Raw genomic sequence first — 24,151 nt, 5'->3', positions numbered from 1 at the left:
GATCGCGGACCGGCCTCGTGCCCGGCGAGTCCGGCCGCGCCGGGCCCGATCCCCGGCGGCGGGCCGGGCTCGGGTGGGCCGCCGGTGGCTTCGATGCGGTCGTGGGTGTGCCGGGGGCCACTCGCGGCACAGGGGTGTGGGTCCGGCGGTGGTCCAGCGCAGTAGGCTCGGCGGAGGTTGTCGACCGGCATGTGAGGAGTCAAGGGTGAGCGCGAACCGGATCCGGGTGGGTGTGCTCGGCGCGCAGGGCAAGGTCGGACAGGCGATCTGCGCGGCGGTCGAGGCGGCGCAGGATCTGGAACTGGTCGCCGGACTCGACAAGGGGGATGCGCTCGACGGATTCACCGACGCCGGTGCGCAGGTGGTCGTCGACTTCACTCATCCCGATGTGGTGATGCCCAATCTGCAGTGGCTGGTCGAACACGGGATTCACGCGGTCGTGGGCACCACCGGATTCGACGAGACCCGGCTCGCGCAGGTGCGTGCGTGGCTCGCGGACCGGCCCGAGGTCGGGGTGCTGATCGCGCCGAACTTCGCGATCGGGGCGGTGCTGTCGATGCGGTTCGCCGAACAGGCCGCGCGCTGGTTCGATTCGGTGGAGGTCATCGAACTGCATCACCCGAACAAGGCCGACGCGCCCTCGGGAACCGCGTACCGCACGGCGGGCATCATCGCCGAGGCCCGCAAGAAGGCCGGTGTCGGCCCGAGCCCCGATGCGACCAGCACCGAACTCCAGGGCGCGCGAGGTGCGAGCGTCGACGGGGTGCGGGTGCATTCGGTGCGGCTGGCCGGGCTCGTCGCGCATCAGGAGGTGCTGTTCGGCACGCAGGGCGAGACGCTCACCATTCGCCACGACTCGCTCGACCGGACCTCCTTCGCGCCGGGTGTGCTGCTGGGTGTGCGGCAGATCGGCACGCGGTCCGGGCTGACCGTCGGCCTCGACCCCCTGCTGGATCTGTGAGCGGGCGAGGGACTGTGCATGTCTGTGGAGCCGGCCGTGAGTGAGACGAACGACAACGGGCGTCTGGTGCGGACCGTCGGGACCATCGTGTTCCTGGTGGTCGCTCTGGTCGTCTACTTCCTGCTGCTGGGCCGGATCGCGGTGGCGCTCATCGCATCCGGGAATGCCGCCGGTATCGCGATGGGCGTCGGGGTTTTCATCCTCGGTCTGATCGGTGTCTGGGTGGTGGCGACGAGTATCCGTGCGGCGCTGGCGCATCAGCATCTGGCTCGGCGGATCCACGAGGAGGGGCGTGAGCTGGACGTCTCCGATCTGCCGCGTCGCCCGTCCGGCCGGATCGAGAAGGACGCCGCCGACGCGCTTTTCGAGCAGGTCAAGTCGGAATGGGAAGCCGCGCCGGATGATTGGCGCAACAACTACCGCGCCGCCCGCGCCTACGACTACGCCGGGGACCGCACCCGCGCCCGCGAGGTCATGCGTCGCGCGGTGGCACTCGAGCGCGCGGAACGGAATCGGCAGAAGTAGACCACCGCAACGGAATCCGCGCAGATCCGCGGATCGTGTGCGGTGCCGTGCGATGTCGCTGTGGCGGATCGGCCGGACGCGTCGTGCGTCGGACGTGGTTCAGGAGAGTGGGGCCGACCCGGGCGGGTGCGTTCTTGCCCAGTGTTCGGCGATGTCGATGCGGCGGGCGAGCCAGACCTTGTCGTGGGATCGGACGTAGTCCAGGAAACGTTCCAGGGCGCGGGTGCGGCCGGGGCGGCCGACCAGGCGGCAGTGCAGGCCGACCGAGAGCATCTTGGGGGCGCCGGCCGCGCCCTCGGCGTAGAGCACGTCGAACGCGTCGCGCAGGTAGGTGAAGAACTCCTCGCCGGTGGCGAAACCCGCGGCGGAGGAGAACTTCATGTCGTTCGTCTCCAGGGTGTACGGCACGACCAGGTGGTCGTGGTTGCGCACGCGGGTCCAATAGGGCAGATCGTCGGCGTAGGAATCGGAGTCGTAGGCGAATCCGCCGTGCGCCACGACCAGATCGCGGGTCTGCGGGGAATCGCGGCCGGTGTACCAGCCGCGCGGAGGCGCGCCGAACAGGTCGGTGATGATGCGCACCGCCTCGGCCATATCTCTACGTTCGGTTTCCGAATCGACGAGTTGATAGGACTTCCAGCGCAGGCCGTGACAGGCGATCTCGTGCCCGAGCCGCCGAAACGCCGCCACCGCTTCGGGATTGCGTTCCAGCGCCCGCGCCACCGCGAAGATCGTCAGCGGAATGTCGCGTTGTTCGAAGGTGCGCAGCACTCGCCACAACCCGGCTCGCGAGCCGTACTCGTAGAGCGACTCGATACTCAGGTGCCGATTCGGAAAAGCCTGCGCCGGAACCATTTCCGAGAGAAATGTCTCGGACTCCCCGTCCCCGTCCAGCACGCAGTTCTCCGCACCCTCCTCGTAGTTGAGCACGAACTGCACCGCGATCCGCGCCCCGCCCGGCCACTGCGGATCCGGCGGCGTCGGCCCGTACCCGACCATGTCCCGGGGATAATCGCGCACAGCATCCTCACTCATCGTTGCGCCCCACATTGCTCGAGCCGGGGTACTCCGCGGCGGCGGACCCTGTCGGCCTGGCCGCCCAGGACGACAGTCGTTCGGCGTGTTCTTTCACGGCTGCTTCACATCCTCTCTGACATGGATTCCACTGCGCTGCTGGTTAATTCGATGCTCAGGTGTCCGGCTTGCTGCCTCGGCCGCATTGGATCAGTCCGTACTGCCGCTCAATTCGTCGCGAGCAGCGTCGGTGAGGGCGCCGTAGAGGCGTAGCCGGGCCAGGCCGCCGTCGGGGTAGACGTCCAGGCGCACTTGCTCGATCGGTTCGGCAGGGGTGAGGGGGAAGCGGTGCCGGGTGTCGGGGAGCAGATCGGTGCGCGGGAGTAGTTCGATTTCGGTGCCGTCGGGGCGGATGCCGGTGAGTGCGGCCGCGCCGGGGCTGTTCGACAGGAAATAGGAGGTGTCGATCTCGGCCGAGGTGAGCACGCCGGTTCCGGCCAGGCGGACGCGCACCCAGTCGTTACCGGTGGCGCGGCGGCGGGCTGTTTCCCAGCCGTCGCCCATGAGGCGGGCCTGGCCGGGCATGAGGAGATTCTGCGGATGGGAGTAGAAGCGGTTCGAGCAGTCCGCGACCCGGCCGCCGTTCTCCAGCGCCGCCAGATCGAACGGGCCCGAATCCAGCCATCGCGGATCGGGTTTCGCCTCGCCGTGCACGCGCAGCCGGGCCACGCCGCCGTCCGGGTGGATGCGCAGGCGAACGTGAGTGAAACGCTGATCCGATTCGACCGCGAACGCATTGGCCGTATCGCCGCCGACTTCGGCGCGCGCCACCAGTGTGGTCCAGTCGTCGCGTGCGGCGATCTGTTCGGCGGGCGGATATCCCTGCACCGCAAGGGCTTCCACCGAAATCTCGGGCGGATAGTTGCCGGTGAACCACGCGGTGTCCACGATCACCCCGCGCACCACGCCGGGGACGCCGAGGCGCACGATGGCGATATCGCAGTCCTGCGGGCCGGGGGTGGCACCGTGCGGGCGACGACGACGTCGCGTCTCCCACCCGTCGTACACCTGACCCTTGTGGCCGAATGTTGCGGCCTGATGGGTCGCGGCCTCGGGTCGGATCAGGTTCTCCTTCTCGGCGAAGGATTCGTCGTTCGCCCAGATCACCGCACCGCCCAGGGTGCGTACCGCCAGGTCCGGCAGCAGGGTGAATTCCGTTGGTTCCGTGAGGTTCACAGTTCGGGCACCTTCCTCTCGCGCAACTGGTTGAGCACCTCGACCGATGCGTCGGGGGCCAGTGCGGTGACGTCGTCGGGGTCGAATGCGCCGCAGTCCAGGCCGCGCAGCACCACCGTGGCCAGGGCCTGGGCGGTGGCCGGTTCGTCGATCACGGCTCCGCCCCTGCGGCGCAGATAGTCGTCGATCCGCGGTGCTGCGGTACGCAGGGCGACGCGGAAGAAGGCGAAGGTGGCCGCCCAACGGGTGACCAGATGGCCCGGATGCATATCCCAGCCCTGGTAGTAGCCGCGTTCGAGCGCCCGGGTGACGAGCCGGAAATGCCGCGCGAGCGCCGCCGGAGCCGCATCCCCGACCGGAAGCACCTGCGTCGAGCCGTCGCACACCCACACCCCGGTCTGTGCGGCAGCGGCCTGCATGACCGCCTTGGCATGATCGGCGACCGGATGCTCGAGTGATTGGAATTGCGGGGCGATACCGCATGCCGCGCTGTAATCGTAAGTGCCGTAGTGCAATCCGGTGCAGCGCCCGGCCGAGTGTCGGATCGCTCGCGCTACCGTCGCGGAACCGTCGGCGGCGATCACCGCCTGCGGGCTCTCGATCTGCAATTCGAAACGCAGTGCGCCCGAGGTGATCCCGTGTGCCTTCTCCAGCGCCTCACACACCTGCACGGCGATGTCCACCTGTTCGACAACGCGCAGCTTCGGCACGGTGAAAACGAATCCCTCGGGCACGCCGCCCGCCCCGTCGAGGACGAGCTCGAGCGTGCGCAACGCCCGTTCGTACTCCACGACGGTCAGCCCTTTGATTCGCACACCCCGGGAGAACACCGCCGGGGGCAGATCGGCGAGTACCCGCCCCGCCGATCTGGCATCGGCGTCCTCCGCCGCATCGCCGCGGGTACCGTATCCGTCCTCGAAATCCAGTCGAAGATCCTGAATCGGTCGCTGCTGCAACATGTCCCGAGCCCGCGCCATCACTTCCGAACCCGCCAGCCCGACCAGTAGCTCGGCATGCCGGTCGGCCACTTCCAGTGCGGCAGTACCCCATTCGCCCGGCAGATCCGTCGCGGCATCCGCTCCGCACACGTAGACGGTGTGCACAGGCTGCCCCGGCCGATCGCCCGGATACCGTCGCCGCAACTCCGCCTCGACCGCCCGCAGCCGCTCACCGACGGCATTCAGGTCGATGCGCGGAGTCATCGCCGGGCCCACTCGGCGTCGAAAGCGGTTGTGCCGATTGACCGGGCAGCCCGGTGGTTGCGTCGGCCGCATCCGTGTGGGCGGTGTGCGCACGGTATCGCTTCGGTCATCTCACACATCCGATCGTTCGGCCCGCGCGGCGAGCGGCTGACGGTGGTGACGGTATCGAGTCGATATTGCGTGATTGTTGCCCGAAGCGTATACGTTTCGGGCCGCGCTGTTCGAGCCCCGGGAATCAGTGCGGATTCGCCGGGGTGGTCTCCCGGGAATCGGGGTGGGGCCAGGGCCGCCCGTCGAGGCGTTCGATATCCATGTTGAAGCGGCGCAGGTAGGTGGCGAAGGCGGTGATGTCCTCGTCGGACCAGTCGGCCATCACCCGGGTCATGCCCTCCACGTTGACCGCGCGAGCCGCGTGCAGGCGGCGACGGCCCGCCTCGGTGAGCTGGAACTTGCGCGCGATGCCGCCGTCGGGATCGGCGATTCGCTCGACGAGCCGGTCCCGCAGCATCGCCCGGGTCTGGCGGTTCAGGGTCGAGGCGTCCAGGCGCAGCGCGTCGCCGAACTGCCGGATGGACTGCGGCCCGGCCAGCTCGATGCGGCAGAGCAACAGGTAGGCGCTGCGCTCGAGCAGGCCGTTGCCGCTACGGAAGCGTGGGTTGAGGGTGTACTTCGTGAGCAGCATGCTCTCGAATTCGACCAGGTCCACCGGCCCTTTCATGCTGAACTCCCTTCCGCCGTGCTCGCTGTCGGGCTGTCAGCGAGACGGACGCCACATCCTTGTGCACTCAGCAAATGTTGTGCAGTACGCACATAATATGCATACTACATATCAACTCGTAAGGAGATTGACGTGGCCGAAACTAAAGCTGCCGCCCGCTCCGGCGGCATCCTGGCGGTGCTGGCGATCGCCGGCATCGTCGCGTCATTGACGCAAACCCTGGTGATCCCGATGCTCGGCCAGATGCCGCAGCTGCTGCACACCTCGACGGCCAACGCGACCTGGGTGGTGACCGCCAGCCTGCTCGTCGCCGCGGTCGTCACCCCGGTCGCCGGACGTCTCGGTGATATGTACGGAAAACGTCAGGTACTGCTGATCTCGACCGTCCCGCTGATCGTGGGTTCGGTGGTGTGCGCGCTGTCCTCCTCGCTGTGGCCGATGATCATCGGCCGTGGCCTGCAGGGGATGAGTGTGGGCATCATCCCGGTCGGTATCGCCGCGCTGCGCGATCTGCTGCCGCCCGAACGGCTCGGCTCGGGTATCGCGCTGATCAGCTCGTCGCTGGGAATCGGCGGTGCGCTCGGGCTGCCACTGTCGGCGGCGGTCGTGCAGTACAGCAACTGGCGGGTGCTGTTCTGGGGCGTCGCGGTGGCCGGTGTGATCGTCGCCGCGCTGATCTACCTCGTGCTGCCCTCGATCGCGCCCGCCGGCGCGGCCGGGCGATTCGACGTGCTCGGTGCAATCGGATTGGGCGTCGGTTTGGTGTGCCTGCTGCTCGCGGTGTCCAAGGGCGGTTCGTGGGGCTGGGGCAGCGGGGGCATCATCGGCCTGTTCATCGGTGCGGTCGTGGTGCTGCTCCTGTGGGGCTGGTGGGAGTTGCGCAACAGCGCGCCGCTGGTCGATCTGCGCACCACCGCGCGTCCGCAGGTGCTGATGACCAACATCGCCTCTATCGGCATCGGCGTCGCGATGTACTCGCAGTCGCTGATCGTCCCGCAGTTGCTGCAGCTGCCCAAGATCACCGGTTACGGCCTGGGACAGTCGATGATGGCGATGGGCCTGTTCATGGCGCCGGGCGGTTTGATGATGATGCTGCTCTCGGTACCCAGCGCCAAGCTGTCGGCGCTGCGGGGGCCGAAGGTGACCCTGACCGTCGGCGCGCTGATCATGGCCGTGGGTTACGGCCTGTCGATGGTGCTGATGGGGAACCCATGGACGCTGATGATCGTGACGATCATCATCAGCTCGGGCACCGGATTCGCCTACGGCGCGATGCCCGCGCTGATCATGGGCGGCGTGCCCGTGAAGGACTCGGCGGCGGCCAACAGCTTCAACACTCTGATGCGGTCGATCGGCACCTCGGTTTCCTCGGCCGTGATCGGTGTGGTGCTGGCACAGATGAGCGTCAGCTTCGCCGGGCACAGCATTCCCACCGAGAACGGAATCCGCACCGGCTTGCTGATCGGCTGCGGTGTCTCGATCGTGGCCGCGGTGATCGCGATCCTCATCCCGGTGCGCCGTGCTGCGGCCGCCGCGGCGGAGGCAGCGGTCGCACATACCGTGGGCGAGGTCGATCTTGTTGCCGCGGAAGTCGATTCGGTGCCGGTCGCGGGGATCGTCCCGGCCTCGGTGCAGGTTGCGGCGGACCGCTACGTGGGTGAGACGATCGCCGAAACCGTCACCGGCCCTTCGATTTACGGCCGGGTGCGCGATGCTGGCGGACCCGTGGTGCCCGGTGCGACACTGACGCTGATCTCGACGTCGGGCAGTCAGCTGGGTCGCGCGATCGCCCGCCAGGACGGATACTTCGAATTCGCGGTCCCGGCCGCGGGTTCGTACGTGCTGATCGCCTCCGCGGAGGGTCGCCGCCCCGACGCTTCGACGGTGACGGTGGGCCCGGTGCCGACCGCCTGCGAGGTGACCCTCGCCGGGATGGGCACGTTGGCCGGAACCGTCACTCGCATCCCCGGCGACGACCCGGTGCCCGAGGCCCGCGTCGCCGCACTGGATCCGCGCGGTGAGGTGGTGGCCTCGGCCGAGACCGACATCCTGGGCCGGTTCGGTCTGTCCGATCTGCCCGAGGGCGAATTCATCGTCGCGGTGAGCGCCGACGGGTTCCACCCCACGGCCGTTCCGGTGCTGGTCAGCGGTGCGGGAGTCACCGAAATCGCGGTGCTGCTGCGGCCCGGTGCGCGGCTGAGCGGTGTGGTCCGGGTCCGCTCGGACGATCGGCCGCTGCACGACGCGCAGGTGACCCTGATGGATCCGGCCGGGCACGTGGTGGACACCATGACCACCGGTCCGGACGGCGGCTACACCTTCGCCAACCTGTCCGACGGCGACTACACCGTCGTGGTGAGCGGTTACGCGCCGGTCGTGATGCAGGTCAGCGTGCACGGTGACGCCGTGCAGGGCGTGGACGCGCACCTGGGTCACGACGGCCCGGCCGTTCCGGTGATCTCCTCGATGGAGCAGAGCCCGGTTCGCTGATCGCCGACACACGAACCCCGGTGCCCGAGAACGATTCGGGCACCGGGGTTTTCGTTATGCCTCGTTCGCTACCTCCGCACCGCCGGTGGCGGGGCTGCGACCGTGCCGCATCAGCACGGCGACGATCAGCGCGACGATCGTGGTGGCCAGCACCACCCAGAAACTCAGCGTGTATCCGCGGTCGGCGAAGACCTGTGGAATCGTCTGGACGCTGGAATGTCCCATCACGTCGATGTGCGCCTTGACCGGATGGTTGTTCAGCAGGGCGGTGGTGATCGCCATGCAGACGGCCGAGCCCATACTCATGGTGACCCCGAGCATGCCCGCGCTGATGCCCTGCTGCTCCTGCGGTACCGCGTCGATGATGAGGTTGGGGCCCGCGGCGTAGAAGAAGCCGAATCCGATGCCCGCCAACAGATACAGCACCAGATACGTGATCCAGCTGTAGTGGAATACGACGAATCCGATACCCGAGATCGTCAGGATCGTGAAGGCGAGAATCGCGGGAATTCGCGCACCGAACCGCCGGGCCATCGCGCCGGCGAACGGACCGATGACCATGCCGAGCAGGCCGGCCCAGATGCCCACGTGCACTGCGTATCCGAGCATGCTGAAGCCGTTGCCGTAGGTGTAACCCGGGTCGAAGTTCACGTGCACCAGATTCGGCGGGAGGGTCAGCCCGGTCATCTGATGTGCTTGTGCCACAACGCCTTGTACTACGTTCTCGCGTAGTCCGTCCACATTCGGGGTCTGCGTCATGTAGCCCAGGGCCAGCGGCTGCACCGCGGTGATGCCGACGCCGAACGCGGTCATCAGCAGGGTGAGACTGACTTTCGGGTTGACCAGGAGTTTCATATCCATGATCGGTCGGGAGACGCGGAACTCGACGACCACGAACAGCACCAGCATGACCAGGCCGCCGATGAGCCAGGCCAGCGCCGACGGGCGGCCCCAGCCCCAGTTCTGGCCGTTGTCCAGGTAGAGCAGGGTGAACAGTGCGCCCGCGGACAGCAGGATCGCGCCGAACGGGTCGATGCGTTCGCGCACACGCAGTTTCGTCTCCGGCACGATCCACATCACCAGCGGCGTCAGCACGAGGGTGAACGCGGCCAGGAACCAGAACATCGCTCGCCAGTCGAAGTGGTCGACCAGGAAGCCGCCGATCAGCGGGGCGATGGCCCCGGAGAAGCCCAGTCCGGCCCCGATCATGCCGACGCCGAGCGGAATGTACTTGCGCGGGATGAGATCTCGGATCAGGCCGTAGGCGACGACCTGGCTGGCGATGGAGAACGCCGCCAGGCCGCGGCCGATCAGGAAGATGGTCCAGTTGCTGGTCAACGCGCAGATGACGCAGCCGACGAAGAAGCACAGGCCGGTGGCCAGGAACAGTTTCTTCTTGCCCCAGGCGTCGCTGGCCTTGCCGATCAGCGGCGTCGCGGCCGCGCCCACCAGCCCCAGGATGATGACCGCCCAGTTGATGTTGCCGCCGACGGTGGTGAACGTGTTGGTCATCTTCTGCAGGGCCGCCGAGACCATCGTGTACTGCAGCGGGACGACCTCGGTGTACAGGACGATCACGACCAGGATGGAGAAGATCCGCAGACGGGAGGCCCCGTCCAGGCGGCCGGTGTCGATCTCGGCAGGGTTGTCGAGGTTGTCCGGCGGGGGACTGGTTTCGGTGGTGGACATGGAAAGCTCCTGAAGCAGGGCGATATGAAGGCGAGCCGTCGAATGTGATCGGCGTCTCGCTAGGCATTATGGTAAGCAGATTCTCCAATTGCACAAGTGGCATTTTCAGATGATGTTCACACTGCTCTCGTGCGGGTTCGGGCGCACGACAGCCGCGGGGCATCCATGCAGATGCCCCGCGGTCCGGAAGATGCTGTCGGGTCGGGCGGTGTCCCGCTTACTGTTCGGCGTTCTCGGCCAGAATCGGCCCGGCTATCCGGAACGCCTCGACCCCGGCGGGAACTCCGGCGTAGACGGTCGCGTGCAGCAGCACTTCGCGGATCTCGTCGGGGGTGACGCCGTTGGTCAGCGCCGCGCGCACGTGGGTGGCGAATTCGGTGGAGCGGTTCAGTGCGGTGAGCATGGCCAGGGTGAGCATCGAGCGGGTGCGGCGATCCAGGCCATCCCTGGTCCACACCGCGCCCCAGCAGTATTCGGTGACCAGATCCTGTAGCGGCCGGGAGAAGTCGGTGGCCGCGGCGAGGGCGCGCTCGACGTACTCCTCGCCCACCACCTCCCGGCGGACCTGCAGTCCCGCGTCGTAGCGTTCGGCGGGAGTGTTGTCGATCGGCATGTGTGCCGGCTCCTTCAGTCGAGGAACATGTCCGGTGTGGGGTTCGGGCCGCCGCCGTAGCGCGACAAATCGCTGACCCCGGCGTAATGCGCCAGGGCGTCGGCGTCCAGGAAGCAGTTGCCGGTGGTCTTGCGCGCAGGGCGGGACAGGATCGCCACCGCGGCGTCGGCCATGATCTGCGGGCTGCGTGCGGCGGCGAGCTGTTTCTCGCCGTCCCGGAGATTCGCCACCGCCGAGGTGGCGATGTACGTCTGCGGCCACAGGCAGTTGAAAGCTATTCCGGCGTCGGCGAATTCGGCGGCCCAGCCCTGCGAGAGCAGGGTCATCCCGTACTTGGACAGCGTGTAGGACGGGTGCGCGCCGAGCCAGCGCGGATTCATGTTGACCGGCGGGGCGATGGTCAGCACGTGCGGCTCGGCGGACTTGCGCAGATGCGGCAGGCAGGCCTGGGTCAGCAGGAAGGTGCCGCGCAGGTTGATATCGGTCATCAGCGCGAACTTCTTGACCGCGAGCTGTTCGGTGGGTTCGGTCGCGATGGCGCCGGCGTTGTTGATGCAGATGTCGACGCCGCCGAAGTGTTCCACCGCGGTGTTCACCACCCGCTCGACGTCCTCCTCGCGACGCACGTCACCGACCACGGCCGCGGCCTTACCTCCGGCGGCCTCGATCTCGGCGGCCGCGGTGTGCACGGTGCCCGGCAGGCGGGGATGCGGTTCGGCGGTCTTGGCCAGCAGGGCCACATTGGCCCCCTGCCGGGCGGCGGCGATCGCGATAGCCAGGCCGATGCCGCGGCTCGCACCGGAGATCACCATCGTGCGATCGGTCAGCGGTAGGTGGTCGGACATCGTGCTCCTCGGTCGCAACAGGTTCGTGATCAGGCATTCACTCCTGATGGTATTGGCATTCTCTTTTTTGGCAAGTACCGTATTCACTGATGAACAACGAAGTGCAGACCTCGTCCGGTATCCCGCTCGAAGCGGTGTACGGACCGCAGGATCGGCGAGCCGATCCGCCCGCGCCGGGCGAGTACCCCTTCACGCGCGGGAATTTCGCCTCCGGTTACCGGGGGCGGCTGTGGACGTTTCGGCAGTACTCCGGATTCGGCACCGCCGAGGAATCCAACCGGCGCTATCGCTACCTGCTCGAACAGGGCGGCACCGGTCTGTCGGTGGCGCTGGATCTGCCGACCCAATGTGGTTACGACTCCGACGATCCCGAGGTGAGCGAGGAGGTCGGCCGGGTCGGCGTCGCGGTGGACACCCTCGCCGACGCCGAGATCCTGTTCGACGGCATCCCGCTGGACAAGATCTCCACCAGCTTCACCATCAACGGCACCGCCGCGATCCTGCTGGCGTTCTACGTCGCGGCCGCGGAGAAGAAGGGCGTCCCGCGCGAAAAGCTCACCGGCACGATCCAGAACGACATCCTCAAGGAGTACGCCTCGCGCGGCACCTGGATCTGGCCGCCCGAGCCGTCGTTGCGGTTGATCGCCGACACCATCGAATTCTGTGCCGCGCAGGCGCCGCGATTCAACGCGATCTCGGTGGCGGGCGCGCACTTTCGCGATGCGGGCGCGACGGCGGTGCAGGAGATGGCCTTCACCCTCGCCGACGGCGTCACCTACTGCGACACCGTCGTCGAACGCGGGCGGATGAGCATCGATCAGTTCGCGCCGCAGGTGTCCTTCTTCTTCTACACGCACGGCGACTTCTTCGAGGAGATCGCGAAATATCGTGCGGGACGGCGTCGTTGGGCGACCATCGTGCGCGAGCGGTATGGCGCGACCAAGGACAAGGCATCGATGTTCCGGTTCGGCTGCGTCTCCGGTGGTGCGTCGCTGTACGCACCGCAGGCGCAGAACAATCTGGTGCGCATCGCCTACGAGGCGCTGGCCTCGGTGCTGGGCGGGGTGCAGTCGATGTTCACCGCGGCCTGGGACGAACCGTTCGCGCTGCCCAGTGAGGAATCGGCCACCATGGCGCTGCGCACCCAGCAGATCCTGGCCTATGAGACCGGCGTGACCCGGGTCGCGGATCCACTCGGTGGTTCGTATTTCGTCGAGGCGCTGACCGACGAGACCGAGGCGCGCATCGTCGAGATCATGGCCGATCTGGACCAGCACGGCGGGATGGTGCGCTGCATCGAGGACGGCTATCTGCAGGGGTTGATCGCCGACGAGGCGTACAAGGCGCATCAGCAGATCGAATCGGGCGAACGTCCGGTGGTCGGGGTGAACCGGTTCGTCTCCGATGACCCCGCACCCGATATCGGCACCTACGAACTCGACGCGCGGGGACGCGAGGTGCAGCTGCAACGCCTGGCCAAGGTCAAGGCCGAAAGAGATTCCGCCGCAGTGGAATCCACGTTGGCCGCGCTGTCGCGCGCTGCCGAGGGAGACGAGAATCTGATGGACCGCCTGATCGACTGTGCCAACGCGTACTGCACGGTCGGGGAGATGACCGCCGCGCTGAAATCGGTGTGGGGCGAATTCCAGCAGCCGGTGGTGTTCTGATGACCACGCGGGTACTGGTCGCCAAGCCGGGACTGGACGGGCACGATCGCGGCGCGAAGATCGTCGCGCGCACCCTGCGCGATGCGGGATTCGAGGTGATCTACACCGGAATCCGCCAGCGCGTGGAGGACATCGTGTCGATCGCGCTGCAGGAGGATGTGGCCGTGGTGGGGCTGAGCATCCTGTCCGGCGCGCATCTGGCATTGACCAAGCGGGTGGTGGACGCGCTGCGCGCCGCGGACGCCGGGGATATCGCCGTGGTGGTGGGCGGCACGATTCCGCAGGCGGATGTGTCGCGGCTGGCGGAGGCCGGGGCCGCGGCGGTGTTCCCGACCGGTACGGCGCTGGAGGTCCTGGTCGCCGAGATCCGCAAACTGACCGGCACACCGGCGTCGTCCTGAACGCGCTGTCGGCGAATCGCACTGTGAAAGTGCCTGGAACTGGAGGAAATTCGTGCGTACCGGAGTGATGATCGGCCCGGAGAAGGGCGATGCCGCGCGCAAGCTCGATCGGATGCTGGCCGATATCGAATGGGGGGAGTCGGCCGGTCTGGACACCGCGTGGATTCCGCAGATACCCACCGATTTCGACGCGCTGATCACCATCGCGCTGATGGGCCTGAAGACCACGCGCATCGAATTGGGTACGGCCGTGGTGCCTTTGCCGGCGCAACATCCGATCGCACTTGCCCGGCAGGCACTTTCGGCCCAGGCCGCGGCGAGCGGTCGGCTCGCGCTCGGGGTCGGCCCGTCGCATCACTGGATCGTGCGGGACATGCTGGGCCTGCCCTACGACAAGCCCGCCGCCTACACCCGCGACTATCTCGACGTGCTGAATCCCGCACTGCGCGGGCCGGGTTCGGTGGATGTGCAGAACGAGACGTTCACCGTGCACAATCCGTTGGACCTCGGTCCGGTCGCCCCGATCCCGGTGTTGGTGGCCGCGCTGGGGCCGGTGATGTTGCGCATCGCGGGGGAGCGGGCCGACGGCACGGTGCTGTGGATGGCCGACGAGCGCGCGATCGCCGACCATATCGCGCCGAAGATCACCAAGGCCGCTGCCGAGGCGGGCCGTCCGGCTCCGCGCATCGTGGCGGGACTGCCGGTGTGCCTGTGCCGCCCGGACGAGGTGGATCAGGCCAAGGAACGGGCCAACCGCATCCTCGCCGAGGCGGAGGTCTCGCCGAATTATCAACGGCTGCTGGATCAGGGCGACGCCCGCAATGTCGGCGATATGTGCATCGCGGGTGACGAGGCGGCGATCGAGGCCGGGTTGCGCCGGTACGCCGAGGCCGGAGCGACGGATGTGTCGGTGCGGCTGCTGCCGATCGGGGACACGCTCGACGAGTTGCGCGCATCCAAGCGCCGCACCCGCGAGATGATCGCCGAGGTCGCGCAGAGGTTGCGTTAGTCCTTGCCCAGCAAGGGAATTCGGATCGGAACGTCGGCCGGATCGCGCGTCGGCGAGGTTCGTGGAGAACGGGTGATGCAGATGCGAGCGGATGGACGAGTGTCGCCGGAACCGGACACGACCGGTGGCGGCCCGCTGGCCGGGGTCCGGATCCTGGAGGTCGGCACCATGCTGGCCGGGCCCTACGCGACCATGATGCTGGCCGATCTGGGTGCGGAGGTGACCAAGCTGGAACCGGCCGCGGGGGAGATCTCCCGGCAGGTCAGCGACACCTATTTCGCCAGCCTCAATCGCGGTAAACGGAGCCTGTGCATCGATCTGACCTCGCCGGGCGGGCAACAGCGTCTGGGTGAGCTGGTCGCGGAATCGCATGCGCTGCTGGTGAATCTGAAGCCCTCGGCGATCCGGCGGCTCGGGCTGACCTACGACGCGCTGCGCCGGTGGAACGACCGGATCGTCTGTGTGGCCGTGACCGGATTCGGCCTGGACGGCGGTGACGATCCGGCCTTCGACTACGTCGTCCAGGCGTCGACCGGAATCGCGGCGATGACCGGTGATCCGGACGGCCCGCCCACGTTGCCCGGGTACTCCTCCGCGGACAACTCCACCGGTTTGACCGCCGCGCTGGGCCTGCTCGCGCAGATCGTCTCCGGCCGGGGCGGACAGGTCGACGTCTCGCTCTACGACGTGATGCTCTCCCAGCTCAACTATCACGCCGCCGCCTATCTGGGCACCGGTGCCGAACCTCGCCGCCGTCCGTTCGGTGCGCACTCGTATTACGTTCCGGCGCAACTCTTCCCGACCGCCGACGGCTTTCTGGCCCTGTTCATCACGCACGACGGATTCTGGAAGACCTTCGCCACCGAGGCCGGGGTCACCGGTTTCGAAACCATGGCCGAGCGTGCATCCCGCCGCGACGAGGTCCTTTCCGCGGTCACCACCGCCCTGGCCGCCGACACGGCCGCCGGTTGGCAGAACAGGCTGCACCCCTTGGGAATTCCCGCTGCGGCGGTGCGCACCCTCCCCGAAGCCCTGGCCGCGACCCCGGAAGCGATCGTCACCGCAGGAGACTTCCGGCTGATCCGCAGCCCGATCAAGATCGCCGGATATGAGCCCGAGTACGGCCCGCCCCCGGTGCTGGACGAAGCCGGTCATTGAGGGGCAGCATCGTGCTGCAGGGCTCGGCATATGCGCGGTGCGTGGCCATGCGCTCCGGAAATGCCCTGTGCGCAAGCGGAACCCGATCAGATTCGCCGAATACGAGACGTATCCGGCCATGGGCGAGGCCGTTCACGCTGGGGTGCATCGTGTTGCGGGATTCTGCGTGCGCGGAGGGCGTGATTCCGCCTCTCCGGGGGCGGGCCGGCTATTCGGGGGGATGAAGCTATCCGGCGGCGCGACGGGTGAGACTCCCGGTACGCGCGAGGCCCCGCGGGCGGATCGGCTGGGATCCGCCTCGCGGGGCCGGGCTGGAGGGTGTGCGCGGACCTCACTCGTAGTCGACGGTGATGGAATCGGTGTCGGGGACCGCCTGGCAGGTCAGGACGTAGCCCTCGTCGAGTTCGTCATCGGTGAGCGCGTTGTTCTGGCGCAGCGTCGCATGGCCCTTCGTGACCTTGGCCATGCAGGTGGCGCAGTTGCCCGCCTCGCAGGAGAACGGGGGAGTGAGTCCGGCTCGGCGGGCGCTCTCGAGCAGGGTCTCGCCGTCGTTGCGGGGAACGGTCTTCTTCTTGCGGTTCAGGATGATGGTGACGGTGCCCTCGCCCGTGGGGGCGGGCTCGGCGGGAGCGGCCGACGCCGGGGTCGTCACGGTGTCGGGGGTCTCGGCGCCGGGCAGGACCGGCGCCGGAGCACCGAAGCGCTCGCTGAAGATCAGCCCAGGTCCGGGCAGGGCCTTCTCGATCATCTCCATGAACGGTTCGGGCCCGCAGATGTAACTGTCGGATTCGCCGTCGGACCCGACGAACTCGGCGATCGCCTCGGGGGTGAGGAATCCGCTGTCGGAGTCCAGATGCCGGATGACGCTGAGTCGTCCGGGATACTGCGCGGCCAGGTCGGCCAGCGCGGTTTCGAAGATCACCGACTCGCGATCCCGGTCCGCACACAGCAGCCGTACCCGCCGGTCGGTGGTGGCCAGGGCGCTCTTGGTGAGCGACAGCACCGGGGTGATGCCGCTGCCGCCGGTGAATCCGAGCAGCGGGGCCGTTGTCTCACGCAGGCAGAATCGGCCCGCGGCCTGCGACATCTCCAGTTCGTCGCCCTCGACTACGTTGTCGTGCAGCCAGTTCGAGACCGCGCCGCCGGGCACCCGCTTGACCGTGGTCATCAGCTCGCCGTCGGTTTCGGGAGCGCTGGACATCGAATACGAGCGGAACAGGGCCCGACCGTCCACATTCACCCGGAACGTGCAGAACTGTCCCGCGCGGTACGTGATCGGCCCTTCGTGCGGGGCCAGCACGAAGGTGCGTGCGTCCGCGCTCTCCTTGCTGATCCTGGTGACGGTCGCGCGCTGGAACATCGGTGGTCTCGCCATGAACTACCCTCCTCTGGTATTAAGATTCTAGTATAGAGAGAATTTGATTCTCATCAATGAGATTGGAAGGTCGCGATGGTGTCGTGCACCACTCGGGAGGCGTCGTGAGCGCGCCTGGCGATATCGCGACGGTTCGCGCCGACCCGGTCGCGCTGGTCTTCGAGGGACGCGAGTACACCCGGCAGGAACTGGACCGTCTCGCCGCGGGCCTGGTGTCCGAACTGGCCGAACGTGGCGTGCGGCCCGGTGACCGCGTCGCGCTGATGTCCTCCAACCGGCCGGAATTCGTGATGGCGGTCCTGGGACTGTGGCAGCTGGGCGCGACGGTGGTGCTGATCAGCCCGGCCTGGAAGCGGACCGAGATCGACCATGCACTGGCACTGACCGAACCCGTTCTCGGCGTGGGTGATTCGCCGTTGCTCGCGCAGGCGCTGCCGATGCGGCATCTGGACGAGCCGATCACCCCGCGCCCGCATCCGGCCACCCGGCCCGATCCCGAGTCCGATGCGGTACTCGTCTTCAGTTCCGGTACAACGGGTCTGCCCAAGGCCGTGCGGCATACGCACGCCTCGATGGCCGCGGCCGTACAGCACTGGATCAGCGTGCTCGAGCTGAATTCCTATGACCGCCTGCAGATCCTCACCCCGCCCTCGCACATCCTGGGCCTGCTGAACATCGTCACCGTCCTGCAGACCGGCGCCTGGATGCGGCTGCACCGGCGCTTCGACCTCGAACGCATGCTGAGCTGCATCGCCGAGGACCGGATCACCGTCGAAATGGCCGTGGCCCCCATCGCTCTGGCGTTGGCCGCCCATCCCGGACTCGAGTCCTACGATCTGTCCTCGCTGCGCTACATCATGTGGGGTGCGACCCCGCTCGCCCCCGGCGTTGCCGAAACCGTCACCGCCCGAACGGGTGTGCCGTGGCTGCCGGCGTACGGGGCCAGCGAGCTGCCGGTGATCGCGTGCAGCCCGATCGGCGGCGCGCGCCTGGACAGCGTCGGCAAGGCCGCGCCGGGAGTGCAGCTGCGCGCGATCTCCCTGGAGACCCGAGAACCGTTGGGGCCGGGGGAGACCGGCGAGCTACAGGCGCGCTCGCCCTCGCTGATGGCCGGATATCTGCCCGACGAGGCGACCGCGAGCGCATTCGACGACGGCTGGTACCGCACCGGCGACGTCGGCAGTATCGACGCCGAAGGCTGGATCCGGCTCACCGACCGGTCCAAGGAAATGATCAAGGTGCGCGGCTTCCAGGTCGCACCGGCCGAGATCGAGGCCGTACTGCACGCACATCCGGCAGTGGCCGACTGCGCGGTGTTCGGCGTGGCCGACCCGGGCGACGGCGAGGCGATCGTCGCCGCGGTCACCCGCGCCGCCGAGGTCACTGCCGACGAACTGGCCGCGCTGGTCGCGGACCGCCTGGCCGGGTACAAACGGCTGCGCCGCGTGGTCTTCGTATCCGAGATCCCCCGCCTGCCGTCGGGCAAGGTGTTGCGCCGAATTCTCAAGGAGCAGTATGGACGTCAGATACACGAGTGAACAGCGGCAGCTGCGTGACGCCGCCGCGAAACTGGCCGACGACCTGGGACCGGGCTCGGTGCTGGGGCTGGACGACCAGGACCGCGTACACAGGCTGGAGTCGACGGTCGCGCAGACCGGTTGGCGGGCGTTGCGCTCGGACGGGGCCACCGGGGTCGAGGTCGCGATCGTCGCCGAGGAGTTCGCACGCGGGCTCGTGGACGTGCCGTTCCTCGGCCCGGTCCTGGCCGATGACCTGCGTGGACAGTCCGGCGAGGCCGATACGCGCTGGACCGTGGCCGTCGACGATCGCGCCATCGATGCCCGCGATGCCAACCGGGTGCTGATCGTGGAAGGGCTTCGGCTGCTGGCCGCGGACATCGGCGAGGATTCCCCCGGTGCGGATCTGACCAGACATGACGCACTGATCAGCGGCGCCCCCGAACCGCTGGGCGAACTCAGCGCCGACCAACTCGGTCACTGGCAGGCGCTGGCGCTCACCGCGACCAGCGCGGATCTGGTCGGATGTGCCCGTGGCGCACAGGCCCTCGCGGTCGACTACGCGAAAGTGCGTGAGCAGTACGGCAATACGATCGGCTCCTATCAGGCCGTCGCACATCTGCTCGCGGAGAGTCAGGCGCTGATCGAGGGGTCGATCAGCGTGCTGCGGCATGCGGCGTGGGCGGTGGACGAACTCACCCCCGACGAGGCCATCCGGGCCGGGCAGATCGCCAAGTTGTACTGCGCGCGGTCCGCGCTGACGGTGTGCGAGACGGCCATTCAGGTGCACGGCGGCATCGGCAACACCTGGGAATGCCTGGCGCACGTCTATCTGCGGCGCGCGATGAACTCGACAGAACTGTTCCCTGTGCGTCTGGAGGAGATCGACTGTGGACTTTCGTGATTCACCCGAAGAGGCCGAATTCCGGTCGCGTCTGCGCGACTGGCTGGCCGAGACCGCCGGTCGCTTCCCGACCTCGGGCGATGAGTACTGGGTGCGGCAGGGCGAATGGCATCAGGCCCTGTACGCGGCGGGATTCTTCGGCGTGACCTGGCCGCGGGAGTTCGGCGGGCAGGAGCTGCCGCCGGTCTTCGACGTCATCCTGGACGAGGAACTGGCGATCGCCGGAGCGCCGCCGCGCCCGAGCCTGGGCTATCTCGTGCAGGGGCTGGGGCGGCACGGCAGCAAGGAATTGCAGCAGCGCTTCCTGCCCGGGATGATCAACGGCACCGAACGCTGGTGCCAGGGCTTCAGCGAACCGGGTGCGGGCTCGGATCTGGCCTCGCTGACGACCACCGCCACCCGCGAGGGCGACCACTACGTCATCCACGGGCACAAGATCTGGACCAGTTACTCCGATGTCGCGGACTGGTGCCTGCTGCTGGCCCGCACCGATGCGGATGTGCCTCGGCACAAGGGGATTTCGGCGTTCATCCTGTCGATGCACCAGCCGGGCGTGGAACAGCGGCCGCTGAAGATGATCAGCGGCGTCACCCGCGAATTCGGGCAGGTGCGTTTCGACGGCGCGACGGTGCCGGTCGATCAGCTCGTCGGTGAACCCGGTGACGGCTGGAAGCTCGCCATGACGGTGGTCGGGCACGAACGCGAACCCTCCACCCTCGGATTCGCCGCGCGATACGGAAAACTGGTGCGCCAGTTGGCCTCCCGCGTGGACGGCGCACCTCCGGCCGAGCTCGCCTGGGCCGCGGTGCAGACCGAGATGCTGCGGCTGCACGTGCGCCGCAGGCTCTCCGAACAGCTCGACGGGGTGACCCACGGTCCGGACGGATCGCTGGACAAACTGCTCATGACCTGGGTCGATCAGTCGGTCGGACATGCCGCGCTGAGTGTGGGCGGCAGCCGCGATCCCGAACTGCTCGGCTCGTACATGTACAGCCGGGCGCAGAGCGTCATGGGTGGCACCTCGCAGATTCAGAAGAACATCATCGCCGCACGCATCCTGGGATTGGGAGTTTGACATGTACGACATGCCCGCCGAAATCGACGTCCGGGCCGAGGGGCCGGTCCGGATCATCACCCTCAACCGTCCCGATGCGCTCAACGCGGTCAACGATTCGCTGCATTCGGGCCTCGCCCGGCTCTGGCCGCGGCTGAGCGCGGATCCCACCGCGCGAGTGGCCGTGCTGACCGGCGCCGGGCGCGCGTTCTCCGCGGGCGGGGATTTCAGCTATCTCGACGAGTTGAGCAACGACCGCGAGTTGCGCGCGAAGTCCATCGCCGACGGCCGCGACATCGTGCTGGGGTTGGCACGCTGCCGGATTCCGGTGATCGCCGCGGTGAACGGGCCCGCCGTCGGATTGGGTTGCAGCCTGGTCGCGCTGAGCGATCTGGTCTACATCGCCGAGACCGCGTACCTGGCCGATCCGCACGTGCAGGTCGGTCTGGTCGCCGCCGACGGTGGCCCGCTGACCTGGCCGCTGCACACCAGCATGCTGCTGGCCAAGGAGTACGCCATCACCGGCGCGCGCATCCCCGCCGAGCGGGCCCGCGAGATGGGTCTGGCCAACCACGTCGTCGCCGATCCGGTCGCCGAGGCCCTGGCCTGCGCGCAGCGCATTCTCGAACTGCCGCAGCAGGCGGTGGAGAGTACCAAACGCCTGTTCAACTTGCAGCTCGAGCACACGGTGTTGCAAACTCTCGATTTCGCCCTCACCGCAGAGGATCTGACGTTCCAGAGCGAGGATTTCCGGGCCAATATCGCCAGGCTCACCGCTGCCAAACGCTGAGTCGAGGCGCTCGGTCGGCGTGGTCCGGTCAGTCCATACCGCGCTTGCCGGGCGTCCAGAACGGCTTGGTGACCACCGCCCGACGAGGCCAATGCCGTTCGCGGACAAGATATCCGGCGATCATCTGGATGGTGCGGGCCTCCCCGGCGAGATAGGCGATACCGGGTTCGGCCGGGAGGTCGATGGCGCGGACCGCGTCGAGCAGCGTCTGCGACCGGGCGGCCGAGGCGGTGCCGCGCAGCGGGCGGGTCAGGGCCACGGCGCGGTGCAGGGGGAGCCGGTCGGTCTCGGTGGCGCTTTCGATCGCGCCGTAGACCGGGACATGGCCGGGGACCGCGCGCAACATCGGCCCGAAGGCGGCCGAGGCGGTCTCCTCCCCGGCGAACAGGTGGTACGGAGCGTCCGGGCGCAGGGTGAACGAGCCCTCGGGGCCGCGGAAGCGAACGGCGAGACCGGGTTCGGCCTCGCGGCCCCAGGTGGCTCCGGGGCCCTCGCCGTGATCCATGACGCAGATGTGGATCTCGGCGGCGTCCGGATCGTAGTGCCAGACCGAATAGGTGCGCAGATCACCGATGCGGCCCATGATGCCCTCGGCGTCCGGATCGCCGGTCGCGATCCGGATCTGCTGTCCCGGGGACCAATTCAGCCCGCGCAGGGCCGGTCCGCCGATGCGGATGCGGCGCATGCGCGCGGCGATCTGCTCGGTCTCGAGGACCTGGCCCTCCAGGAAGAAGCGGTCCATCAGGCGGTTCCGCAGGCCGCGGGGCGAGCCGGTCGGCGGGGTCGCCTCGGCGATGGTCGTGTGCGCGGGAGTGTCGTTGTGCGCCATGGGAATACCTTCGTATCGGGAGATGCGATCACTCGGTGCGTCGGCCGCGACGCCGCTGCTGATGATGAGCCCGGTGTGCGTGTTTGATCTCGGTTTTCAGCTGCCGGAGCTCGCCGGTGGCCTCGGTCAGGACCGCCCGGACCCGGTCGACGACCTCCGGGTCGCCGTGTGAGTGCACGATCACCGAGACCGCGGTCTTGAACAGACGCAGTGCGGGGCCGACGATCTCGGCGGCCTCGGGATCGCGGAACATACCCCACTCACCGCGTTCGGTGGCGCGGTCCCAGATCTGTTCCACGGTCTCGCCGTGTGCGTCCACCTCGGTTCGGCCCGCAGCGGTGATGTGGAAAACCTTTCTGCCGCTGTCGATCTCGAGCGTGGCCAGACCCTCGTCCTCCAGCTGCTGGAGGGTGGGGTAGACCGCGCCCGCGCTCGGGCGATACGCGCCGCGGCAGCGATCCTCCAGCCGGGACATCAGTTCGTAGCCGTGGCCGGGCTGCTCGGAGATGAGCGCGAGCAATGCCAGCCGCAGCTCACCGGGCCCGAAGAACCGCCCCGGACCCGGGCCGATGCCGCCTGGAATAGGAGGTCGTCGTGGACTCACGCTCTCAAGCTATATCGTAAGATATAGCGAAAGCAAGACCTTCGATTCGGCGGCGGCGCTGTTCACCGGCGCGAGAATGATGTGTACAACAACGCCGGAGTCGTCTGCCCTGCGGCCCCGATGTGGGAGCAGGACGCGCGCACCTGGCAGCGCATGATCGGCATCAAGATGCTCGGAGTCATCCACGGCGTCAAGGCTTTCGCGCCGCTGCTGATCGCCCGGGGCGCCGGACACATCCTCAACACCGCCTCCTCCGGCGGCCTGACCTCGCTCCCGGACCGCACCCCCTACGCCGACAGATCCGAATTGCTCTGTGCCCAAACGTAACCGTGATCGCCCGCGTCCAGGTCGGCGAGCCAGTCGGCGGGTCGCCACTCGTGATGACAGCGAGTTATGCACGGGCAGTGAGCATTACGGCCATCTGATGTGTAGGACACTGCGCCGCAGTCGAATCGGCGCTCAGTCCAGTTTCGTGAGGCTCAGGCCAGTGTCGTGATGATGTGCGGTAGGTCCAATGTGGTGCGGATGCCGGGCTCGGCCGCACACACAGCAGGGACGGCGTTCACCGCGCGATTGGCGGTGTAGGCGGGGGAGATCTCGGCCATGCGGTCCAGGGGGACCGGGAAGTGGAGCGTGACCTCGAGCGGGGCGTCGCCGTCGACCGAGATGTGCCAGCCGGTGTCGTGCAGGTCCCAGGCGGGTTCGATGTCCTTGCCGCAATACCAGGTGGCCCGGAAACTCAGCAGCGGTCGGCCGCCGACCAGCCCGGTGATCGTGGTGCGTTGTGCCGCAACGGTTCCCTGCTCGATCGTGCCCGCGGCGATGCTGAACCTCTCGCGCGCGGTGGCGACCTCGCCGTGTGCGGTGAGCGAGTCCACCGGCAGGTTCAGCGCATCGCCGACCAGGCGCAGCGACGGGCCGAAGCTCGCGGCGAGGTATTCGGCTCGGGCGGGATCGAATTCCGTCGGCGGTCGGCCGAAGCCCATGATGTCGAACAGCATGGCCGCCGAATCCCGTTGGGACAGATCGGCGTACTCGTCGATCGCCAGCCGGTCCAGGCGACGCTGAATCGAGGACAGCACGAGCGGTACTGCCTCGCTGATGAATCCGGGACTGCTCCCGGTGCTGTGCACCGAGGACCGTCCCAAACCGCAGGCGTGTTGCACCTGGTGGCGCAGTGCGGGATCCATACTCGCGGGATGGTGGAAGGCGCCGCAGGTGGTCACCACATTCGAGCCCGCGGTGAGCAGCCGGACCACGGTGTCACCGTCGAAGATCAGCGGCATGTAGAGCACGCAGTCCGCGTCCAGATCGATGATTCGCTCGATGTCGTCGGTCGCGAGAACGCCGGTCGGCGGCAGTCCGCACAGTTCGCCCGCATCCCGCCCGGCCTTGTCGGGCGAGTGCACCAGCAGCCCGACGAGTTCCAGATCCGGATGTTCGATCACGCCGCGCAGCGCACGGGTGCCGATCGTGCCGGTCGCCCACTGCACCACCCGGTAGCGGGGCTTGGCCGGATCGCGCTGAGAAGTATTGTCCAACAACGTATT

Annotated in this window: 23 protein-coding genes and 1 pseudogene; 13 read left to right on the top strand and 11 right to left on the bottom strand. The window is 67.9% G+C overall.

Going from position 1 to position 24,151, the window contains the following annotated elements; all coding sequences use genetic code 11:
* Positions 1-205 precede the first annotated feature (205 nt).
* A complete protein-coding gene (gene dapB / locus ON40_RS22535) occupies positions 206-961 on the top strand; it encodes a 4-hydroxy-tetrahydrodipicolinate reductase (RefSeq protein WP_083895831.1) in 756 nt (251 codons plus the stop codon).
* Positions 962-979: 18 nt separating this feature from the next.
* On the top strand, positions 980-1,486 hold the full coding sequence (locus tag ON40_RS22530; RefSeq protein ID WP_051193408.1) for a hypothetical protein: 507 nt from the start codon (positions 980-982) through the stop codon (positions 1,484-1,486).
* 99 nt (positions 1,487-1,585) lie between these two features.
* On the opposite strand, the gene puuE is transcribed toward ON40_RS22530, so the two are convergent.
* The 4 genes from puuE to ON40_RS22510 all read right to left on the bottom strand — a co-directional run bounded on the left by puuE (position 1,586) and on the right by ON40_RS22510 (position 5,656).
* Positions 1,586-2,521, bottom strand: coding sequence for an allantoinase PuuE (gene puuE, locus ON40_RS22525; RefSeq protein ID WP_040825726.1), 936 nt, complete (start codon positions 2,519-2,521; stop codon positions 1,586-1,588).
* A 189-nt stretch (positions 2,522-2,710) separates the two neighbouring features.
* Positions 2,711-3,736 carry an allantoicase gene (alc, locus tag ON40_RS22520; RefSeq protein WP_040825724.1) on the bottom strand — a complete coding sequence of 342 codons (1,026 nt, stop codon included), beginning with the start codon at positions 3,734-3,736 and terminating at the stop codon, positions 2,711-2,713.
* Positions 3,733-4,938 carry a DUF6986 family protein gene (locus ON40_RS22515; protein WP_040825722.1) on the bottom strand — a complete coding sequence of 402 codons (1,206 nt, stop codon included), beginning with the start codon at positions 4,936-4,938 and terminating at the stop codon, positions 3,733-3,735. Before ON40_RS22515 ends, alc begins: the two co-directional genes overlap by 4 nt.
* Before the next feature lie 235 nt (positions 4,939-5,173).
* Complete coding sequence (locus ON40_RS22510) at positions 5,174-5,656, bottom strand: MarR family winged helix-turn-helix transcriptional regulator (protein WP_051193407.1); 483 nt, start codon at positions 5,654-5,656, stop codon at positions 5,174-5,176.
* A 132-nt stretch (positions 5,657-5,788) separates the two neighbouring features.
* Between ON40_RS22510 and ON40_RS54730 the strand changes: the two are divergent.
* Positions 5,789-7,192 (top strand): annotated as a pseudogene (locus tag ON40_RS54730) (MFS transporter); the annotation flags it as partial.
* The gene (locus tag ON40_RS54725) at positions 7,169-8,146 is read left to right on the top strand and encodes an MSCRAMM family protein (RefSeq protein ID WP_245567949.1); all 978 of its coding nucleotides are present in this window, start codon (positions 7,169-7,171) and stop codon (positions 8,144-8,146) included. The pseudogene ON40_RS54730 and the gene ON40_RS54725, both read left to right, overlap by 24 nt.
* Before the next feature lie 54 nt (positions 8,147-8,200).
* On the opposite strand, the gene ON40_RS22500 is transcribed toward ON40_RS54725, so the two are convergent.
* The 3 genes from ON40_RS22500 to ON40_RS22490 all read right to left on the bottom strand — a co-directional run bounded on the left by ON40_RS22500 (position 8,201) and on the right by ON40_RS22490 (position 11,293).
* Positions 8,201-9,835 carry an MFS transporter gene (locus tag ON40_RS22500; protein WP_040825720.1) on the bottom strand — a complete coding sequence of 545 codons (1,635 nt, stop codon included), beginning with the start codon at positions 9,833-9,835 and terminating at the stop codon, positions 8,201-8,203.
* A gap of 217 nt (positions 9,836-10,052) precedes the next feature.
* Entirely contained in the window at positions 10,053-10,448 is a 396-nt protein-coding gene (pcaC, locus tag ON40_RS22495; RefSeq protein ID WP_040825718.1) for a 4-carboxymuconolactone decarboxylase, read from the bottom strand.
* A gap of 14 nt (positions 10,449-10,462) precedes the next feature.
* The gene (locus ON40_RS22490; RefSeq protein ID WP_040825717.1) at positions 10,463-11,293 is read right to left on the bottom strand and encodes an SDR family oxidoreductase; all 831 of its coding nucleotides are present in this window, start codon (positions 11,291-11,293) and stop codon (positions 10,463-10,465) included.
* An 89-nt stretch (positions 11,294-11,382) separates the two neighbouring features.
* On the opposite strand from ON40_RS22490, the gene ON40_RS22485 reads away from it, so the two are divergent.
* From ON40_RS22485 to ON40_RS22470, 4 genes are all read left to right on the top strand, one after another.
* Positions 11,383-12,960 (top strand): methylmalonyl-CoA mutase family protein, encoded by a 1,578-nt coding sequence (locus ON40_RS22485; RefSeq protein ID WP_040825715.1) that lies wholly within the window; start codon positions 11,383-11,385, stop codon positions 12,958-12,960.
* Entirely contained in the window at positions 12,960-13,361 is a 402-nt protein-coding gene (locus tag ON40_RS22480) for a cobalamin B12-binding domain-containing protein (protein ID WP_040825713.1), read from the top strand. Before ON40_RS22485 ends, ON40_RS22480 begins: the two co-directional genes overlap by 1 nt.
* A gap of 52 nt (positions 13,362-13,413) precedes the next feature.
* Positions 13,414-14,370, top strand: coding sequence for an LLM class F420-dependent oxidoreductase (locus ON40_RS22475; protein ID WP_040825711.1), 957 nt, complete (start codon positions 13,414-13,416; stop codon positions 14,368-14,370).
* A 99-nt stretch (positions 14,371-14,469) separates the two neighbouring features.
* Positions 14,470-15,528: a CaiB/BaiF CoA transferase family protein gene (locus ON40_RS22470; protein WP_040826035.1), complete on the top strand. Its 1,059-nt coding sequence runs from the start codon at positions 14,470-14,472 to the stop codon at positions 15,526-15,528.
* A 331-nt stretch (positions 15,529-15,859) separates the two neighbouring features.
* Here the strand turns inward: ON40_RS22470 and ON40_RS22465 are convergent, their stop codons facing one another.
* On the bottom strand, positions 15,860-16,903 hold the full coding sequence (locus ON40_RS22465) for a ferredoxin--NADP reductase (protein ID WP_040825709.1): 1,044 nt from the start codon (positions 16,901-16,903) through the stop codon (positions 15,860-15,862).
* A gap of 104 nt (positions 16,904-17,007) precedes the next feature.
* Between ON40_RS22465 and ON40_RS22460 the strand changes: the two genes are divergently transcribed.
* From ON40_RS22460 to ON40_RS22445, 4 genes are read left to right on the top strand one after another with little or no spacing between them, the layout of a single operon-like run.
* Positions 17,008-18,441, top strand: a complete 1,434-nt coding sequence (locus ON40_RS22460; protein WP_245567934.1) for a class I adenylate-forming enzyme family protein — start codon at positions 17,008-17,010, stop codon at positions 18,439-18,441.
* Positions 18,419-19,324 carry an acyl-CoA dehydrogenase family protein gene (locus tag ON40_RS22455; RefSeq protein WP_040825707.1) on the top strand — a complete coding sequence of 302 codons (906 nt, stop codon included), beginning with the start codon at positions 18,419-18,421 and terminating at the stop codon, positions 19,322-19,324. Before ON40_RS22460 ends, ON40_RS22455 begins: the two co-directional genes overlap by 23 nt.
* Positions 19,311-20,399 carry an acyl-CoA dehydrogenase family protein gene (locus ON40_RS22450; protein WP_040825705.1) on the top strand — a complete coding sequence of 363 codons (1,089 nt, stop codon included), beginning with the start codon at positions 19,311-19,313 and terminating at the stop codon, positions 20,397-20,399. Before ON40_RS22455 ends, ON40_RS22450 begins: the two co-directional genes overlap by 14 nt.
* Before the next feature lies 1 nt (position 20,400).
* Positions 20,401-21,168 (top strand): enoyl-CoA hydratase/isomerase family protein, encoded by a 768-nt coding sequence (locus tag ON40_RS22445; RefSeq protein ID WP_040825703.1) that lies wholly within the window; start codon positions 20,401-20,403, stop codon positions 21,166-21,168.
* Between the two features lie 28 nt (positions 21,169-21,196).
* Here the strand turns inward: ON40_RS22445 and ON40_RS22440 are convergent, their stop codons facing one another.
* Both ON40_RS22440 and ON40_RS48280 read right to left on the bottom strand, forming a co-directional pair.
* Complete coding sequence (locus tag ON40_RS22440; RefSeq protein ID WP_083895828.1) at positions 21,197-21,997, bottom strand: siderophore-interacting protein; 801 nt, start codon at positions 21,995-21,997, stop codon at positions 21,197-21,199.
* Positions 21,998-22,025: 28 nt separating this feature from the next.
* Entirely contained in the window at positions 22,026-22,601 is a 576-nt protein-coding gene (locus tag ON40_RS48280) for a PadR family transcriptional regulator (protein WP_157186370.1), read from the bottom strand.
* An 81-nt stretch (positions 22,602-22,682) separates the two neighbouring features.
* On the opposite strand from ON40_RS48280, the gene ON40_RS22430 reads away from it, so the two are divergent.
* Positions 22,683-22,928 carry an SDR family oxidoreductase gene (locus ON40_RS22430; protein WP_040825701.1) on the top strand — a complete coding sequence of 82 codons (246 nt, stop codon included), beginning with the start codon at positions 22,683-22,685 and terminating at the stop codon, positions 22,926-22,928.
* A gap of 152 nt (positions 22,929-23,080) precedes the next feature.
* On the opposite strand, the gene ON40_RS22425 is transcribed toward ON40_RS22430, so the two are convergent.
* Positions 23,081-24,142, bottom strand: a complete 1,062-nt coding sequence (locus ON40_RS22425) for an NAD(P)H-dependent amine dehydrogenase family protein (protein WP_245567933.1) — start codon at positions 24,140-24,142, stop codon at positions 23,081-23,083.
* Between the last annotated feature and the right edge of the window lie 9 nt (positions 24,143-24,151).

The organism is Nocardia jiangxiensis NBRC 101359 (assembly GCF_000308615.1).
GTDB classification, from domain to species: Bacteria; Actinomycetota; Actinomycetes; order Mycobacteriales; family Mycobacteriaceae; genus Nocardia; species Nocardia jiangxiensis.
This window is presented reverse-complemented; position numbering and strand designations above follow the sequence as displayed.

Bases quoted from the DNA above. Each gene is read 5' to 3' on its own strand.
- ON40_RS22500 (WP_040825720.1), bottom strand. From the start codon at position 9,835: ATGTCCACCACCGAAACCAGTCCCCCGCCGGACAACCTCGACAACCCT.
- ON40_RS22530 (WP_051193408.1), top strand. From the start codon at position 980: ATGTCTGTGGAGCCGGCCGTGAGTGAGACGAACGACAACGGGCGTCTG.
- pcaC (WP_040825718.1), bottom strand. From the start codon at position 10,448: ATGCCGATCGACAACACTCCCGCCGAACGCTACGACGCGGGACTGCAG.
- ON40_RS22485 (WP_040825715.1), top strand. From the start codon at position 11,383: ATGAACAACGAAGTGCAGACCTCGTCCGGTATCCCGCTCGAAGCGGTG.
- puuE (WP_040825726.1), bottom strand. From the start codon at position 2,521: ATGAGTGAGGATGCTGTGCGCGATTATCCCCGGGACATGGTCGGGTAC.
- ON40_RS22465 (WP_040825709.1), bottom strand. From the start codon at position 16,903: ATGGCGAGACCACCGATGTTCCAGCGCGCGACCGTCACCAGGATCAGC.
- ON40_RS22510 (WP_051193407.1), bottom strand. From the start codon at position 5,656: ATGAAAGGGCCGGTGGACCTGGTCGAATTCGAGAGCATGCTGCTCACG.
- ON40_RS22455 (WP_040825707.1), top strand. From the start codon at position 18,419: ATGGACGTCAGATACACGAGTGAACAGCGGCAGCTGCGTGACGCCGCC.
- ON40_RS22490 (WP_040825717.1), bottom strand. From the start codon at position 11,293: ATGTCCGACCACCTACCGCTGACCGATCGCACGATGGTGATCTCCGGT.
- ON40_RS22445 (WP_040825703.1), top strand. From the start codon at position 20,401: ATGTACGACATGCCCGCCGAAATCGACGTCCGGGCCGAGGGGCCGGTC.
- ON40_RS22515 (WP_040825722.1), bottom strand. From the start codon at position 4,938: ATGACTCCGCGCATCGACCTGAATGCCGTCGGTGAGCGGCTGCGGGCG.
- ON40_RS22480 (WP_040825713.1), top strand. From the start codon at position 12,960: ATGACCACGCGGGTACTGGTCGCCAAGCCGGGACTGGACGGGCACGAT.
- ON40_RS22440 (WP_083895828.1), bottom strand. From the start codon at position 21,997: ATGGCGCACAACGACACTCCCGCGCACACGACCATCGCCGAGGCGACC.